12 protein-coding genes are annotated in these 14626 nt (G+C 50.5%); 11 read left to right on the top strand and 1 reads right to left on the bottom strand.

The window, feature by feature from the left end:
* The first annotated feature begins 6 nt into the window (after positions 1 to 6).
* From tssK to PGH32_RS11900, 10 genes are all read left to right on the top strand, one after another.
* Positions 7 to 1344: a type VI secretion system baseplate subunit TssK gene (tssK, locus tag PGH32_RS11945; protein WP_337894135.1), complete on the top strand. Its 1338-nt coding sequence runs from the start codon at positions 7 to 9 to the stop codon at positions 1342 to 1344.
* Positions 1341 to 1994 carry a type VI secretion system protein TssL, short form gene (tssL, locus tag PGH32_RS11940; protein WP_337894134.1) on the top strand — a complete coding sequence of 218 codons (654 nt, stop codon included), beginning with the start codon at positions 1341 to 1343 and terminating at the stop codon, positions 1992 to 1994. The genes tssK and tssL overlap by 4 nt, the downstream gene beginning before the upstream one ends.
* 3 nt (positions 1995 to 1997) lie before the next feature.
* Positions 1998 to 3716 carry an OmpA family protein gene (locus PGH32_RS11935; RefSeq protein ID WP_337894133.1) on the top strand — a complete coding sequence of 573 codons (1719 nt, stop codon included), beginning with the start codon at positions 1998 to 2000 and terminating at the stop codon, positions 3714 to 3716.
* A gap of 4 nt (positions 3717 to 3720) precedes the next feature.
* The gene (gene hcp, locus PGH32_RS11930; RefSeq protein ID WP_337894132.1) at positions 3721 to 4212 is read left to right on the top strand and encodes a type VI secretion system effector Hcp; all 492 of its coding nucleotides are present in this window, start codon (positions 3721 to 3723) and stop codon (positions 4210 to 4212) included.
* Positions 4213 to 4511: 299 nt separating this feature from the next.
* Positions 4512 to 7160: a type VI secretion system ATPase TssH gene (gene tssH, locus PGH32_RS11925; protein ID WP_337894131.1), complete on the top strand. Its 2649-nt coding sequence runs from the start codon at positions 4512 to 4514 to the stop codon at positions 7158 to 7160.
* A gap of 14 nt (positions 7161 to 7174) precedes the next feature.
* A complete protein-coding gene (locus PGH32_RS11920) occupies positions 7175 to 7744 on the top strand; it encodes a type IV secretion protein Rhs (protein ID WP_337894130.1) in 570 nt (189 codons plus the stop codon).
* Positions 7738 to 8205 (top strand): putative T6SS immunity periplasmic lipoprotein, encoded by a 468-nt coding sequence (locus PGH32_RS11915; RefSeq protein WP_337894129.1) that lies wholly within the window; start codon positions 7738 to 7740, stop codon positions 8203 to 8205. Before PGH32_RS11920 ends, PGH32_RS11915 begins: the two co-directional genes overlap by 7 nt.
* A gap of 303 nt (positions 8206 to 8508) precedes the next feature.
* Positions 8509 to 11055: a type VI secretion system Vgr family protein gene (locus PGH32_RS11910; protein WP_337894128.1), complete on the top strand. Its 2547-nt coding sequence runs from the start codon at positions 8509 to 8511 to the stop codon at positions 11053 to 11055.
* Positions 11052 to 12962: a lipase family protein gene (locus PGH32_RS11905; protein WP_337894127.1), complete on the top strand. Its 1911-nt coding sequence runs from the start codon at positions 11052 to 11054 to the stop codon at positions 12960 to 12962. The genes PGH32_RS11910 and PGH32_RS11905 overlap by 4 nt, the downstream gene beginning before the upstream one ends.
* Positions 12946 to 13707 carry a hypothetical protein gene (locus PGH32_RS11900; protein WP_337894126.1) on the top strand — a complete coding sequence of 254 codons (762 nt, stop codon included), beginning with the start codon at positions 12946 to 12948 and terminating at the stop codon, positions 13705 to 13707. Before PGH32_RS11905 ends, PGH32_RS11900 begins: the two co-directional genes overlap by 17 nt.
* Positions 13708 to 13899: 192 nt before the next feature.
* On the opposite strand, the gene PGH32_RS11895 is transcribed toward PGH32_RS11900, so the two are convergent.
* On the bottom strand, positions 13900 to 14142 hold the full coding sequence (locus PGH32_RS11895; RefSeq protein ID WP_337894125.1) for a hypothetical protein: 243 nt from the start codon (positions 14140 to 14142) through the stop codon (positions 13900 to 13902).
* A gap of 215 nt (positions 14143 to 14357) precedes the next feature.
* Here PGH32_RS11895 and PGH32_RS11890 point away from each other — a divergent pair, with 215 nt between their 5' ends.
* Positions 14358 to 14624, top strand: coding sequence for a PAAR domain-containing protein (locus PGH32_RS11890; protein WP_337894292.1), 267 nt, complete (start codon positions 14358 to 14360; stop codon positions 14622 to 14624).
* Positions 14625 to 14626 lie beyond the last annotated feature (2 nt).

Here is a 14626-nt window from a genome sequence, read left to right as displayed (position 1 = left end):
TCAGGGATGAAAATTTACCGCCCACTCTGGGAGGATGGGGCCGTTCTGGCCCCGCAACAGTTCCAGCAGCAGGCCCGCTGGAGTGAGTACGTTGCCGACATGGTTGCCCGGATGGGGATTTCTCATCCCTGGGGCGTGGTTGCGGCAGAATTTGATGATCCCGCACTGGCGCTTTCGCGCCTGAATGCCACCCGTCTGGCGGTTCGTTTCCAGGATGGCACGATTGTTGATACGGATTTGGCGGATAATCTTCCACCGGTCTGTGATTTATCCGCCGCAAGCGGCTCTGAGACTGTTGACGTGGTTGTCGCACTGCCGCTGCTGAGCGCCAGTGGTGGCAACCTCGATAACGGCCAGGACAGTGAACGTCCGCGTCGCTGGAAAGCCGAACGTGTAGTAGTGCAGGAACTGGCTGGTTATGAAAGCGGAGAACTCGCCATTCTGCGTAACGCGTTAACCCTGCGTCTTTCCAGCCAGGAAAACACGGCATACCTGACCTGTCCGGTAGCTCGTCTGGTGCGAAATGCACAGGGGCAGTGGAGCCGGGACCCGATTTTCATCCCGCCGATGCTTTCCGTTTCTGCAAGCCCGTTGCTGACTACTGAGCTGGGTGATCTACTAGTCCGCCTGCAGGCTCGCCGCCGCCGGCTGATGGCCATGCGCCGTGAGAGTAATGAGCGGATGGCCGACTTTGCGGTCGCGGATGTCTCCCTGTTCTGGTTGCTCAATGCCCTGAACAGCGCCGAGCCAGTACTGACGGAACTGCTGCAGACGCCGAATCGACACCCAGAACTGCTGTATCGCGAACTGATCCGTCTGGCCGGCAGTCTGCTGACCTTCTCACTGGAGCACGAAGCCGGAGACATTCCTGCTTATCAGCACGATGCACCGGAACGGGTATTCCCACCGTTGCTGGCACTGCTCGATAAGCTGCTGGAAGCGAGCCTGCCGTCACGGATGGTGAATATTCACCTGGAGCATCAGGACCAGATCTGGAAAGGCGCCTTGCACGATGCGCGCCTGCGCGAAGGGGCGGATTTCTACCTTTCAGTACGCTCCTCCATGCCGAACCATGAACTTCAAACGAAATTCCCACAGCTGTGTAAAGCGGGCAGCTTTGATGATGTTTCCGAGGTGGTGAATGTGGCGCTGAGCGGGATGGTTATCAAGCCACTGACCCATGTGCCTGCCGCTATCCCGTTACGCCTTGAGAACCAGTATTTCTCGCTGGATCTGAGTAGTGAGGCGGCACGGGCGATGCTGGAAGCGGGAAGCTGCACCTTCTATACCCCGCGCTCGCTGGGGGATGTGGATCTTGAACTCTTTGCGGTGCTGCGCACATGAATACATCAGAAATGAGTCTAATTGAGCGTATTTTCTACCCCGGCTGGCTGATGGCCAGCCAGCTGCGGGGCGGACAGAAGGTTCGTGACGGGGAAGGGCTCTATCGTCGGGCCTGCCGTCTGGTGCAGGAGGCAAAAGCGGCGCTTACGGAGGCAGGCTACAGCGACATCAGCTGTGACCATATGGTGTATGCCCTGTGTGCACTGCTTGATGAGAGCGTGATGAACAGGGGAACCACCGATGATGGCTATCTGACCTGGCGGCGTGACCCGCTGCAGGCACACTTCTTTGGCACCCTCAATGCCGGTGAGGAGCTGTGGGAAAGGATCCGAGACCTGCTGAAAGAAACCGCCCCTGATGCCGCCGTCCTGACCTGTATGTACCGGACCCTGCAACTGGGTTTCGTTGGTCAGTATCGCGCCCAGGATGATGGGCGTCGCGAAAATATTTTTCGCGTGCTCGCTGAACGGGTACCGGCCTTCACGCTGGCACAGGACGCCCCCATTGTTGCCCGCGTTTCACGCCTGAGCAGCGGCCGTCGCGGGTACTGGCTGACCTGGGTTGTGGCCACTGCCGCCCTGGCAATTCTCTGGTTCTTACTCTCGTCTTCGCTTGCCCAACTGGTAAGCCAGATCGTCAGGCCGGGGTAAGCGATGCGGGATGCGTACCGAAGTCTGTTAACAGTCATGGGGGCCGTACTGGCGCTGTGGCTCATCCTCGGATTCTGGCCTCTGTCCACGGGCAGCCGTGTGGTATTCAGCCTGCTGGTTGTTCTGTTGTCTGGAGTGATGTTCTGGCGTCAGCACCGGGTTTCTCAGGCGCGGGCGACCGCAGTCCGGGGCATCATCGATGAAAATCTGCCGCCGGAAGATTTTCAGGGGGCGGTTATCCTCGTCTGCGGTGACAACTCAGCACTCTTTGTGTCCGGTGCCCGTCACCGGGAAACCCGGCAAGGCTGGTATCTGTGGGTGAAGGATGCGGAGCAATTGCCACACTTCGCGCAGCACCTGAGCCTGGTTCGCCCGGACCTGGTGTCGCGAATCTCGGTCATGCTGGCGGTGGTACCTGAACAGCACACATCCGGTGATGATTTTACCCAGTCTCTGCGAGGCTGGCAGCGTGCAGTCGCCCATTGCCGTGCGGCATTTGGCACGATCCCCCCACTTTGGACCGTGGCCTGGATATCGCCACCGATGGCCTGGGCGGAGGCAGAGCCTGTCTGGTTTACCACGGTAAGACAGCGGAGCGCTATTCAGGTGTATCAGCCCGGTCAGGGCAATCTGTCACTGACGGAGTGGGCCCGGGAGGCTGACTCAGAAGAGCTTTTTTCCCGTCTGAGTCAGGGCCTGTGGCTGGACAGTCTTATTGCCTGGCAAAACAGCGCGGTGAATGACCTGTTGTCGGTACGGCGGGGCGAATTACCGGTGATGAAGCCCTGCGTACAGGGCATGTGCATGGTGCCGGTGAATGGTATCGCGGGCAATCTCTGGCAACACCACATCACCTCCGTGACGGCGCTGCCACCGGATGTTGTCGTGACCACCGGGCCAATGCCGCTGCCTGAACCGCTGCTGCCAGCGCTGCCGCGCCGACGTGGCGTGAGCTGCACAATGGTGTTCTGGCGTTACGCCGGATTGCTGGGCGGGATTTTCCTGGCAATGGCTATGCTGGCGTCCTGGATGAACAACCAGCGCCTCGTTCGTAATGTTGGCGATCATCTTGCGTTATATCACCGGCTAACGGGTAAGCCTGTGGCACCGAAACTACGTGCGCAGGAGCACCTTAAGGCCGATGGCGCATTGCTGGACGACTGGCAGCGTCGCGGGGAACCACTGCGTTATCGCCTGGGCCTGTACCAGGGGGGGCGTCTGATTCCACCCGTTGAGGCTGCCGTCAGCGACTGGGCCCCACCGCCACCGCCGGTCATTAAGGAAATCATTCAGGGGCCGAAAACCCTTCGCCTCGACAGCATGTCGCTGTTCGATTCGGGTAAATCAGCGCTGAAAGCCGGGTCCACCAAATGGCTTGTGAACTCGCTGATCGGCGTTAAGGCTAAACCGGGCTGGCTGATTGTCGTGTCCGGCCATACCGATAACACCGGTAATCCGAAACTCAATCAGACGCTGTCGTTTAAGCGTGCCGAAGCGGTACGCGACTGGATGCGTGACACCGGTGATGTACCGGAAAGCTGTTTTGCGGTACAGGGCTATGGCGAGAGCCGCCCTGTCGCAACCAACGACACGTCGGATGGCCGAGCGCTTAACCGCCGTGTTGAAATCAGTCTGGTACCGCAGGCTAATGCCTGCCCGATACCTGGCCAACCCAAAGCGTCATCTCAGGATGATGGCGCTTCACTACACAATGGAGAGTAATTCCATGGCAATTCCTGTTTATCTCTGGCTGAAAGACGATGGCGGCGCGGACATTAAAGGGTCTGTGGACGTTCAGGATCGTGAAGGCAGCATCGAAGTTGTCGCTCAGGAGCATAATCTGTACATCCCGACCGATAACAACACCGGCAAACTGACGGGCACCCGTATCCACACGCCGTTCCAGTTCACCAAGGAAATCGACTCTTCCAGCCCGTATCTGTACAAAGCGGTGACCACCGGTCAGACCCTCAAGTCTGCGGAATTCAAGTGGTACAAAATCAACGATGCGGGCCAGGAAGTGGAGTACTTCAACACCAAACTGGAAAACGTGAAAGTGGTGAAAGTCAATCCTGAAATGTATGACATCAAGGATCCTTCTAAAGAGAAGCACAACCATCTTGAACGCATTGAACTGCGCTACGAAAAAATCACCTGGACCTACAAAGACGGCAACATTATTCATTCCGATTCGTGGAACGAACGCGCCACCGCTTAAGTTACTCGTCCTATTTCGCATGGTAACGGCGTTGGCTGCGTTCTCTCATCCCGGTCACTTACCGCTGTAAGTTCCCGGGGATTCGCGAACTTGCCGCCTTGTTACCGCACGAACTATTTGGAGTAATCACTCAGACGGGCAGTCCGTTCTGCCCGCCTTTTTCTTTGCTGAGCGCCTGCGTGGCGGGTGTTCAGCAAAGAAACCCACAAACTGCCAGCCCGACCGTATGCGCTTTGGTCCCCTGAAGGGGAAACAGCGAAGGGCGGTAGCGTGTCCGGAAGCCATCAAGAGAGAGAAAAATGGAAAATCCAGCCATCCTGCTGCGACGTCTGAACCCTTACTGTGCCCGTGCGATGGAAGGGGCGGCTTCGCTCTGTCAGACCCGCGCACATGGGGAAATTTTGCCTGAGCACTGGTTGCTGAAACTGCTTGAGCAGGGGGAGGGTGACCTGACGGTGCTGGCCCGTCGTTACGAGTGGGATATGGATGCCATCTGGCAGGATTTACTGGGCTGGCTGGATAATCAACCGCGTTCGATACGCAGCCGTCCACAGCTCTCGAAAAACATCCAGATACTGATGCAGGAAGCCTGGTTGATTGCCTCGCTTGCGGGTGAAGAAAAGATCCGGAGTCATCATCTGCTTATGGCCCTGGTAGGGGAACAAAAGCTGGTGCGCTGTGATGGCCTGTGGCCTTTGCTGACCCTGGGTCAGAATCAACTTGAGCGCCTGCGGTCGTTGCTTGATACAGAATCAGATGAACGCCCGGAAATACAACTGGAGGCGGAGCTGGCGCAGAGCCATAGTGGAGAAGTAGAGTTCATCGGGCGTCCTGTCGGCGCGGAAGTTAAAGAGGGAAAACTGAGCCCTGCGCTGCAAAACGCGCTGGATAAGTTTACGCTCGATGTCACCGCCAGAGCGAAAGAAGGGAAGATTGATCCGGTGTTTGGCCGTGACACGGAAATCCGCCAGATGGTGGATATTCTTTCCCGCCGACGCAAGAACAACCCGATTCTGGTCGGCGAGCCGGGCGTTGGCAAAACCGCACTGGTTGAAGGTCTGGCGCTGCGCATTGCTGAAAGCAACGTGCCGGAATCCCTTAAACCGGTCATTTTGCGGACCCTTGACCTCGGCCTGTTGCAGGCGGGCGCAGGTGTGAAAGGCGAGTTCGAACAGCGTCTTAAAAACGTCATCGATGCAGTGCAGCAGTCGCCAGTGCCCGTCCTGCTGTTTATCGACGAAGCCCACACCATTATCGGTGCCGGTAACCAGGCGGGTGGCGCGGATGCCGCGAACCTGCTGAAACCGGCACTGGCGCGCGGCGAACTGCGTACCATTGCGGCGACAACCTGGTCCGAATACAAACAATATTTCGAACGTGATGCGGCCCTGGAACGTCGCTTCCAGATGGTGAAGGTGGACGAGCCGGACGATGACACTGCCTGTCTGATGCTCAGAGGCCTGAAATCGCGCTACGCCGAACACCACAATGTGCACATCACCGATGACGCCGTGCGTGCTGCGGTCACGCTGTCCCGCCGCTACCTGACCGGCCGCCAGCTGCCAGACAAGGCGGTTGACCTGCTGGACACCGCTGCTGCTCGCGTACGCATGGGGCTTGATACCGTGCCGGATACCATTGTGCGTCTGAAAGCCCGGCTGATAGCTCTCAGGATGGAAGCGCAGGCTCTGCTGGAGGACATTGCCACAGGATCCCTGACCCACTATGACCGGCTGGCCGCCATTGAAACGCAGCGCACAGAACTTGAGGTGCAGTTGGAAACGCAGGAAAACCGTCTTGTCGTCGAGCGCCCGCTGGTTGAGGAATTAATAGCCTGCCGTCAGGACGTCAGTCGCCAGGCAGAAATTCATACCCTACTGCACCAGCTGGATTTTCTACAGCAGAACGGTGCGCTTATCCACCCGAATGTGGATACCCGTACGGTTGCCAACGTGATTGCCGACTGGACGGGCGTGCCGCTGTCCTCACTGATGAAAGATGAGCAGACTGAACTGCTGACCCTGGAAAATGAAATCGGCAAACGGGTTGTGGGCCAGAAGGTGGCGCTTGCAGCCATCGCTCAGCGTCTGCGTGCAGCGAAAACAGGCCTCACTTCCGAGAACGGCCCGCAGGGGGTATTCCTGCTGGTTGGGCCTAGCGGTGTGGGTAAAACCGAGACCGCGCTGGAACTGGCTGATGTAATGTACGGCGGCGAAAAATCGCTGATTACCATCAACCTGTCCGAGTACCAGGAGCCGCACACGGTATCCCAGCTGAAAGGCTCACCACCGGGCTATGTCGGTTACGGCCAGGGCGGAATTCTGACCGAGGCGGTACGCAAACGTCCGTACAGCGTTGTATTGCTTGATGAGGTGGAAAAAGCCCACCGTGATGTGATGAATCTGTTCTATCAGGTCTTCGACCGCGGCTTTATGCGCGACGGCGAAGGCCGCGAAATCGACTTCCGCAATACCGTTATTTTGATGACTTCCAACCTTGGCAGCGACCATCTGATGCAGCTACTGAATGAACTGCCAGAGGCCACCGAAAGCGAACTGCACGAACTGCTGCGTCCGATCCTGCGTGACCACTTCCAGCCCGCACTGCTGGCGCGCTTCCAGACCGTGATTTACCGGACTTTGAATAAGGCAGCCATGCGTACCATCGTGGAAATGAAGCTGACACAGGTTAGCCAGCGCTTACACCGCCATTATGGCCTGACGACCCATATTGACGAGAGTCTGTATGACGCGCTGACCAGCGCCTGCCTGCTGCCGGATACCGGGGCGCGTAATGTCGACAGCTTGCTCAATCAGCAAATTCTGCCGGTACTGAGTCAGCAACTGCTCAGTCACATGGCCGCGAAACAGAAACCACACTCCCTGACGCTCGGCTGGAATGATGAAGAAGGGATTGGGGTTGAATTTTCAGGCGTACCTGAACGCTAATCCGGAGGCAGGGAATGACCATTCATGATGCCAGCAAGAAAAAGAAGGACAACAATAAGCAGGACGATGATTCTGTCAGAAAACTGACCACAGGAGAAATCGCCCTGGCCAGAACGGTATTCGGTAACCGGATCGATTACGAGAAGGTAAAAATTCATCATGGTAGCTATCTGCCGTTTAATGCACAGGATGCCAATACGGCAATGACGCCAAATGGTGAGATATATTTCATTAATCAGTACCGGGATGATTTTTCACACTCGACGTATTCGCTTCAGCATATGTTTATTCACGAAATGAGTCATGTCTGGCAGCGGGAAAAAGGAATGAATGTTATTGGCAGAGGGCTTGTGAGCTGGCTTGTCAGCTATCGATATACGCTTGATGGCCGCCTGCTGAGTGACTATTCGATGGAGCAGCAGGCACAGATTATTGCCGATAATTTTGTTTTACAGACATTTGGCTATGAAATCTGGTGGCACCTTGAAAATAAAAAATATCCAGACATTACGCTTGATGGTGACACGTCTGAGGCAGCAATACGCGAAGGGTATAAAAATTCTCTGAGAGGTTTCCCATGGTAAGCGTGAGTCATTTTCGAAAAATTATCCTCATCGTTTCCTTAGGCATTTCTTCGGTAGTCCTTACAGGGTGCCCGGGGCCTGGCGACAGAATGAGCCTGGATGAAACTGCGCAGGTGAGCAGGCAGGGTAATGACGTTTGCATGAGTATTAATGATGCGCGAGATTATCAGCCTGCAGACATTGGGATCAATTTTCGGGGAACGCCGCCTAAAGAGAAAAAATTCAACTTCTCGCCAAGCCTCAAGATTGTTGATGGTGCATTGTGTATTCCTTCGTCCCACTACTATTTCATGGATGGTAGTAAATACATTGTCGAATTCGTGCTCCATTCAGCAGGCAACAAAGATGAACCCCGGAATTTTGTTGTCGGAATAGGTGTAAATAAAACCAAGGTATATAACTTTCCTTTGACCGATCGTGAAATCTCAAGGCCTTATGGTTCAATTGAAGTTTCTCAGTAGTGTCCCGGTATAAGGTCATGAAGGTTTTTATATTTTTAACTTTAATGATGGCGGGAGTACTGTTTCTTCCTGATACGTTTTTTACACATTTGTTAAGCGCTTTATCCCCATTAGTGGCGACGGCGAATACGGCATGAATAATTTTGAAATGACCGTTTTGCTGATGAAAATCCTCGCTAGTTCTCTAGGGGCTGGAGCCCTAATCACGCTTTTACGTACTCGCTGAGTACCCCTGATTAACCTGTGACTCGCCCGTCGGCAAGAAAGTCATGGACTGCAGGTTATCCCATGGAGTCAATAATCATGAGTCTGACAGATACGCTTAAGAACACCCTGTCTGCGCTAACTGAAGGCGGACTGAACCGCTACCATCTGGATATTCCGTCCTGCACAGCCTCACTGGATGTGGAAGAGTTTAACGGTAAGGAGTTCATGAGTGAGCTTTACCACTACGACATTATCTTTACCAGCAGCGATCAGAATATCAGTTCAGCGCAACTGTTGACCAGGCCTGCCACGCTGACCATGGGAACAGGGCCACTGATGGGACTGACCGGGCAGAAAGTGGTGCATGGTGTGGTGACGCATTTTAAGCGTATCATTGGTTCACGTGACCAGGCGACGTACCAGATTATTATTGAGCCTTTCCTGTCTCTGCTGCGAAAACAATTCCGTACCCATCGCTTTTTCGTCAACAAATCGGTGCCGGAAGTTGTGGCTGAGGTGCTCACGGAGCATGGGCTCAAAGGTTGGGAGTATGAATTCACCCTCAAAGCCAACTATCCGAAGCGCGAGCAAATTAACCAGTATCAGGAAAATGATCTCGCGTTTATTGAACGCCTGCTGGCCGAGGTGGGGATTTTTTACTTCTTCAAGCTGCAACCCGACACCCAGACTGAAGTGGTGCACTTTGCGGACAAGCAGAGTGCCTGGACGTATGGAAAAAAACTGCCGCTGAACAGCCCGTCAGGGGCGAATGACAATGCGGCTGACTCGGTGTGGGACGTGCATGTCTGGCATAACGTGGTGGAGCGTTCGGTCACAGCCAGCGACTATAACCACCGTGAAGCCCAGAACGTTCTGATGTCTGTACCGGCTGACATGACTCGTGGCGACGGGGAGGGGAATACCTACGGTGATGTGTACCATTATCGCCCGCGCCACCTTGAACGTGGTGACAAAATTACGCCGACGGCAGAAACCGGTAACTTCTGGGCGCGCCTGGAGCATGAACGCTTCCTGTCCACCCAGACTACGGTGACCGGCAGCAGTACCGACCACACCCTCGGTCCGGCTCAGGTGCTGACTATTACCGAAATGGCTATCCCATCAACATTGCCCCGTGAAACGGAGAACGGTGTTGTTATTATCCGCACTGGCTACTACGCCAGCCGTCAGAATGCCCTGAAAGTGGCATGGGTAGCGATGCCCTACTACGAGAACCGTTGCTGGCGTCCTGCCGCGAAAAAACGTCCGATAGTCAGCGGGACGCTGACGGCCCGCATCACCAGTGCTAAAGAGAACGATATCTACGCCTGGCAGGATGCGTCGGGGATGTACCGGGTGAAATTCGATGCCGATCGTGACGACAAGCGTCAGGGTATGGAAAGTATGCCGGTGCGCTTCGCCAAACCTTACGGTGGTGACAAGTACGGCTTCCACTTCCCGCTGATACAGGGTACTGAAGTCGCCATTGCGTTCCACGAAGGCGATCCGGACCGGCCGTATATAGCTCACGCTCTGCATGACTCCCGCCACGTTGACCATGTCACTGAAGCCAACAGCACGCGCAACGTTATCCGCACCGCTGGCCTGAACAAGCTGCGGATGGAAGACAAGCGCGGCGAAGAGCACGTTAAACTCAGTACCGAGTACGGGGGTAAGACCCAGCTTAATTTAGGGCATAACGTTGACGAGGAGCGAACTGTTAGGGGAAAAGGTGCAGAATTGCGCACCGATGATTGGGTGGCTGTTCGGGGGGGAAAAGGGATTTTATTAAGTGCTGAATCCCAACCACATGCTGATGGTGTAATGCTCGATATGCATAAAGCTGTACAGCAGCTGGAACAGGCTCTTTCTCTCGCAAAAAGCCTCAGCAAAGCAGCTGAAACAGCAAAAGCAACTTCGGCAGATTCAGATAGCCAATCGACTCTGAATAGTGCGCTGTCCGGACTGCAAAAACCAGGGATATTAGCTCATTCACCGATGGGAATTGGAATGGTCAGCCCCGAGGCAGTTCGGATCGCGTCTGGAAGCCAAAGTGTAGGAATAGTATCTGGTCGCAATACGGACATAAGCGCAGCTCAGTCGGTAACTGTTGCGGCGTCGAAAACGGTCAGTCTATTTGCACAAAGTGCAGGGATGCATCTTTTTGCAGGGCAGGGCAAAGTGGATGTGCAGGCTCAGGGAGACGCTCTGAATGTTCAGGCATTGAAGGATGTCACTGTTACCAGCAATAGCGGTAGCGTGACGGTAAATGCCAGCAAGGAATTAACCCTTGTTTGTGATGGTGCATATATCAAGATCAGTGGCGGAAATATTGAGCTTGGGTGCCCAGGTAATATCCTGCTGAAAGCTGCGAATGTGCAAAAGATGGGGGCGGCGAATTTAAATCTGTCTCCGCAGGAACTGCCAAAAGGATTTAAAGGTGGATTTGCAATAACTAATCAGCATACGGGGGAAGCGATGCCGTACACTCTTTATAAGGTGACAACTGCGGAAGGTGATGTTTATTCAGGGACAACAGATAAACTCGGCAATACCATGCCAATTTATACTGCGTCGCCATCATCAATGAAAATTGAATTTCCTCTAAGCAGTACTGGCAGCGAACAAGGGGCGTCATCATGAGCGAATCGAGAACATCTGCGGTAGGGACATTCGGTAAAGCTCAAGCTCCAGCGCAAAAGAAATGCTGGATTGAGATTCAATTGGTTGATGAGAATAATAACGCCGTAGCTAACATGCCATGGCGGGGAGAGAACGAGGCTACCCGAGATAAAGTTATTCAGCCTTATAGCGGAGTTACTGATTCAGAAGGTATTTTGAGGATCGATGATTTGCTTCATCCTGATCTCACTCTTTTTGTTGAAGCCCAGCCACTTGTTGATGAAATGGAGCAAAGGCCTTTAAGTATAGAAAGAACGTATTCCTATTCTATGAAAATGTCGCCAGTGACTGTCGATAACAAAACTAATAATATTTGTTATTATGTTGTTGTAGGCCAATTGTGCGATAAAGCACCAAATATCCCTGCTTGGAACAGTAAAGAATTACCAGCTTTTCATTTCCCTGATCCTGATTTTTCCGGGTTAACCATTTCGAATATGTACTTTAATTCGAGGGTTATAGTGAAGGTGTGTCCATTTAGAGCATGGAATATTCTTCTTCATCATACAACCGATTATTCTATCGTAAATGCATTTAATTTGGGACTTTTGGCTGAGTTTGTTTATTCTGACAAAGAAAAAATACTGTCGTTTTTTAATGATCAGTGCCAAGATTTGTCTAAAGTTCCTGACATGCTCTATGAAACCATTTCTGTCGATGTACCGTTTAGAGATCGTTATGTAAATCCAGTATTTCTCGATACTACGGAAGGCGATTCTGGAGATGGGGGAACACAGCTTTTCTTCGTCAGCAATTTAACTAAGCTATTAGTCGGTTGGAGAGGTACTGAGCCAGATAAACTAGCAGATCTTAGTGCTGATGGGTCATTTAGGCCAGTGCCATGTCCAGATATAGTGCCTGCGGGTCATTGTCACAAAGGTTTTTTAGATGCTTTTAACTTAGTTGGAAAAAAATTCATAGACCAGTTCAAGCAAATTCAGAGCTTGTCGAATGGACGTGAATTGTTTATCGCAGGGCATAGTTTAGGCGGCGCATTAACACTAATTCATGCCACCGTATTGCGTGATTATCAACCAGTAATTTATACATATGGAATGCCGCGAGTATTTACAGCATCGACTATTAATAATATTAAAAATATTTCTCATTATAGGCATGTTAATGACTCAGACTCAGTAACAAGTGTTCCGCCGGAATTAGAGTTAGATAATAAACTCTATGATCTTTGGGGGCCTTACGGTGTCGTCTATGGGTTTATCGGCTCTGTTTGGGCTATGGGAATTCAAGGTGCAGGGATAAATTTTGGTGATCCTTATTGGCATCATGGTAATACTGTCTGCTTTTTTAATGCTGAGCAGTCTATTGTTAAGTATTCAAAAAAACCAATGCCACTTATAGGTATGGATGTTAGTAATCCGTATATGTCGATAAGGGAGATCTCATTTGATAAATGTAAACTATATCTTGTTCCAGAACTTAATGAGCAAATTTTTTGCACTACAGCTGATGAGCAAAATAATTTTGTAAAATGTTTGTCTCCTGAAAGCTTGAGGCATTATTTTCCTAAAAATAACAATCCAGATCTTGACTCTTGGACAAATCCAGCAAATCACTCCATGTCAAATAAATACATGCCCTATATCAATAATGAGTTGATTGAGTTGGTAGATCCTGAGCGACAAATGGAACGGAAACTGAATAGAGATAGATTTTCACGTACTGTTGACAATGCATCGAAATCAACAGAAAACACCTCGAAGCATGAAGTGGAAAGGAATAAGATTTTTTTATCTTTGCAAGATATGTTGCCAAAAACATTAGGGATATCAAAGTCAGAGAGTAGTTGGTTGAATGCATTAGTCAGATTTAAAAATACGGCAAGGGAAGAATATGAAAATATTAATTAGGAGTATGATGTTCATCTTTCCTGTTCTTTTTTTAGGATATGATAAAGATGAGTCATTGAATCCTCCACCTGATGGTGAAATGGTTTTTGTAGTTGCAAAGATGCCAGCGGATAGTAAAATACTGCCATTGGAAATTATGTATCGTTCAACCACTTGCTTGAAGAGTCGTAAAAATTCCAATGGAGATGTAGTAAAAGAACCAGGATATCATTTTGTCAAGAAAGAATTCAATCATGCATCAGGCGGCAGTATATTTAATCTAGAAGTTTCACGCGATGGTGGTGGGCGGTGTAATTGGAAATTAAGTAATATAACTCTAGGGTTTAATTTGAAAGAACTCCCATCAGGTAACGATGAAAATAGTGAAAATATTCCAATTAAAGAAATTGTTGTATTTGATAATAATTCACCTCAGCGGCTAAGTGGATCGTTCGAAGCTATTAATGGAAATATCAAACTGAAGGGGGATTACTTCCCTTTAATTACAAAGCGCAGGGATAGTAGTAGCCCAGTAGAATATTCCATTATTAGATCCTCGCCAGATGTGATTTATAAATCAACATCAGCAAAAGAAGTGATTTTTAAGCCTAGACTTCATTCTTTAAAAATTTTACGCGCCACAGAACCGAAAGTGCAAAAGATTGGGGTGTATATGTCAGTGTTGTATCCAGATGGAACCGTCGAGAATGTGCCATGCTTCCCTAATTACAAAAAACTTCAGTTGCTTTCAAAAGGTAATGATTAATTGTTATTTATAATTAATGCATGGACTGTTAGGTTAAATGGTTTTATGTGTCTATTAAATGCGTGGATATTTCAAATAAAACTCCGAGTTGTTATATTTTTCTAACGTGTAATTCAAAGAATATATAAAATTAAAATGGTTGAGTTGTTATTTTAAATACAGGGTGATTATGAAATATTTTTCATCAAGTCTCTAAGGACTATCAGTATTGTGCTTTTGTGCTGCTTTATATTTTCCCTCTTTCAGCACGGATACAGGATCAAGCGATGGTCTTGCTTTACTTATAACTGGAAGGTTTGGTTTTTTTGTTGACCCCGGTGCTTCATTTTCCTGGTTAGCTAATCCATTTAATATTGCATCGCTTATTGAAATTGTCAGGAAAAAGGAAAATAACTTATTGTTTATATTGTCTCTGGTGTCATTTTTATTGGCCATTTCCTTCCTGGGGGTTAAAAGTATTATTATTGATGCTGGTGGTCGTGATAGATCTGTAATCTCTTATGGTTTGGGTTATTGGATGTGGATATCTGCGCCATTTATCATGAGGGTTGGGCAGTATGTCGAAATTAAACGATGTGAAAGATTTAAAAGAAATTGAATTGCTTTTGCTAACAGCTTTTTTTAGATTTTTGGTAATCACAGGGGGCGAAATGTTAAATGGTTTTGTGTTGCTCGGCGATAAAACAACTCACGGTGGTGAAGTAATATCTGCCTCTTCAACTATGATCGTTAATAATAAAAAGGTAGCCTTGGTAGGCGATAAAATAAGTTGTCCCCAAGAGGGGCACGGAATTAACGCTATTATTGAAGGCTCGCCTAAATGGTCGTCCGATGGCAAATCTGTGGTCGTGGATGGTTGTCATTGTGAATGTGGTTGTCAGGTCATTTCCAGTGCGCCGAATTGCGCTATAGGATAATT

This window comes from Erwinia sp. SLM-02, from assembly GCF_037450285.1.
Taxonomy (GTDB): Bacteria; Pseudomonadota; Gammaproteobacteria; order Enterobacterales; family Enterobacteriaceae; genus Erwinia.
The sequence above is the reverse complement of the archived record's forward strand: the minus strand, read 5'-3'. Positions and strand labels throughout refer to the sequence as shown.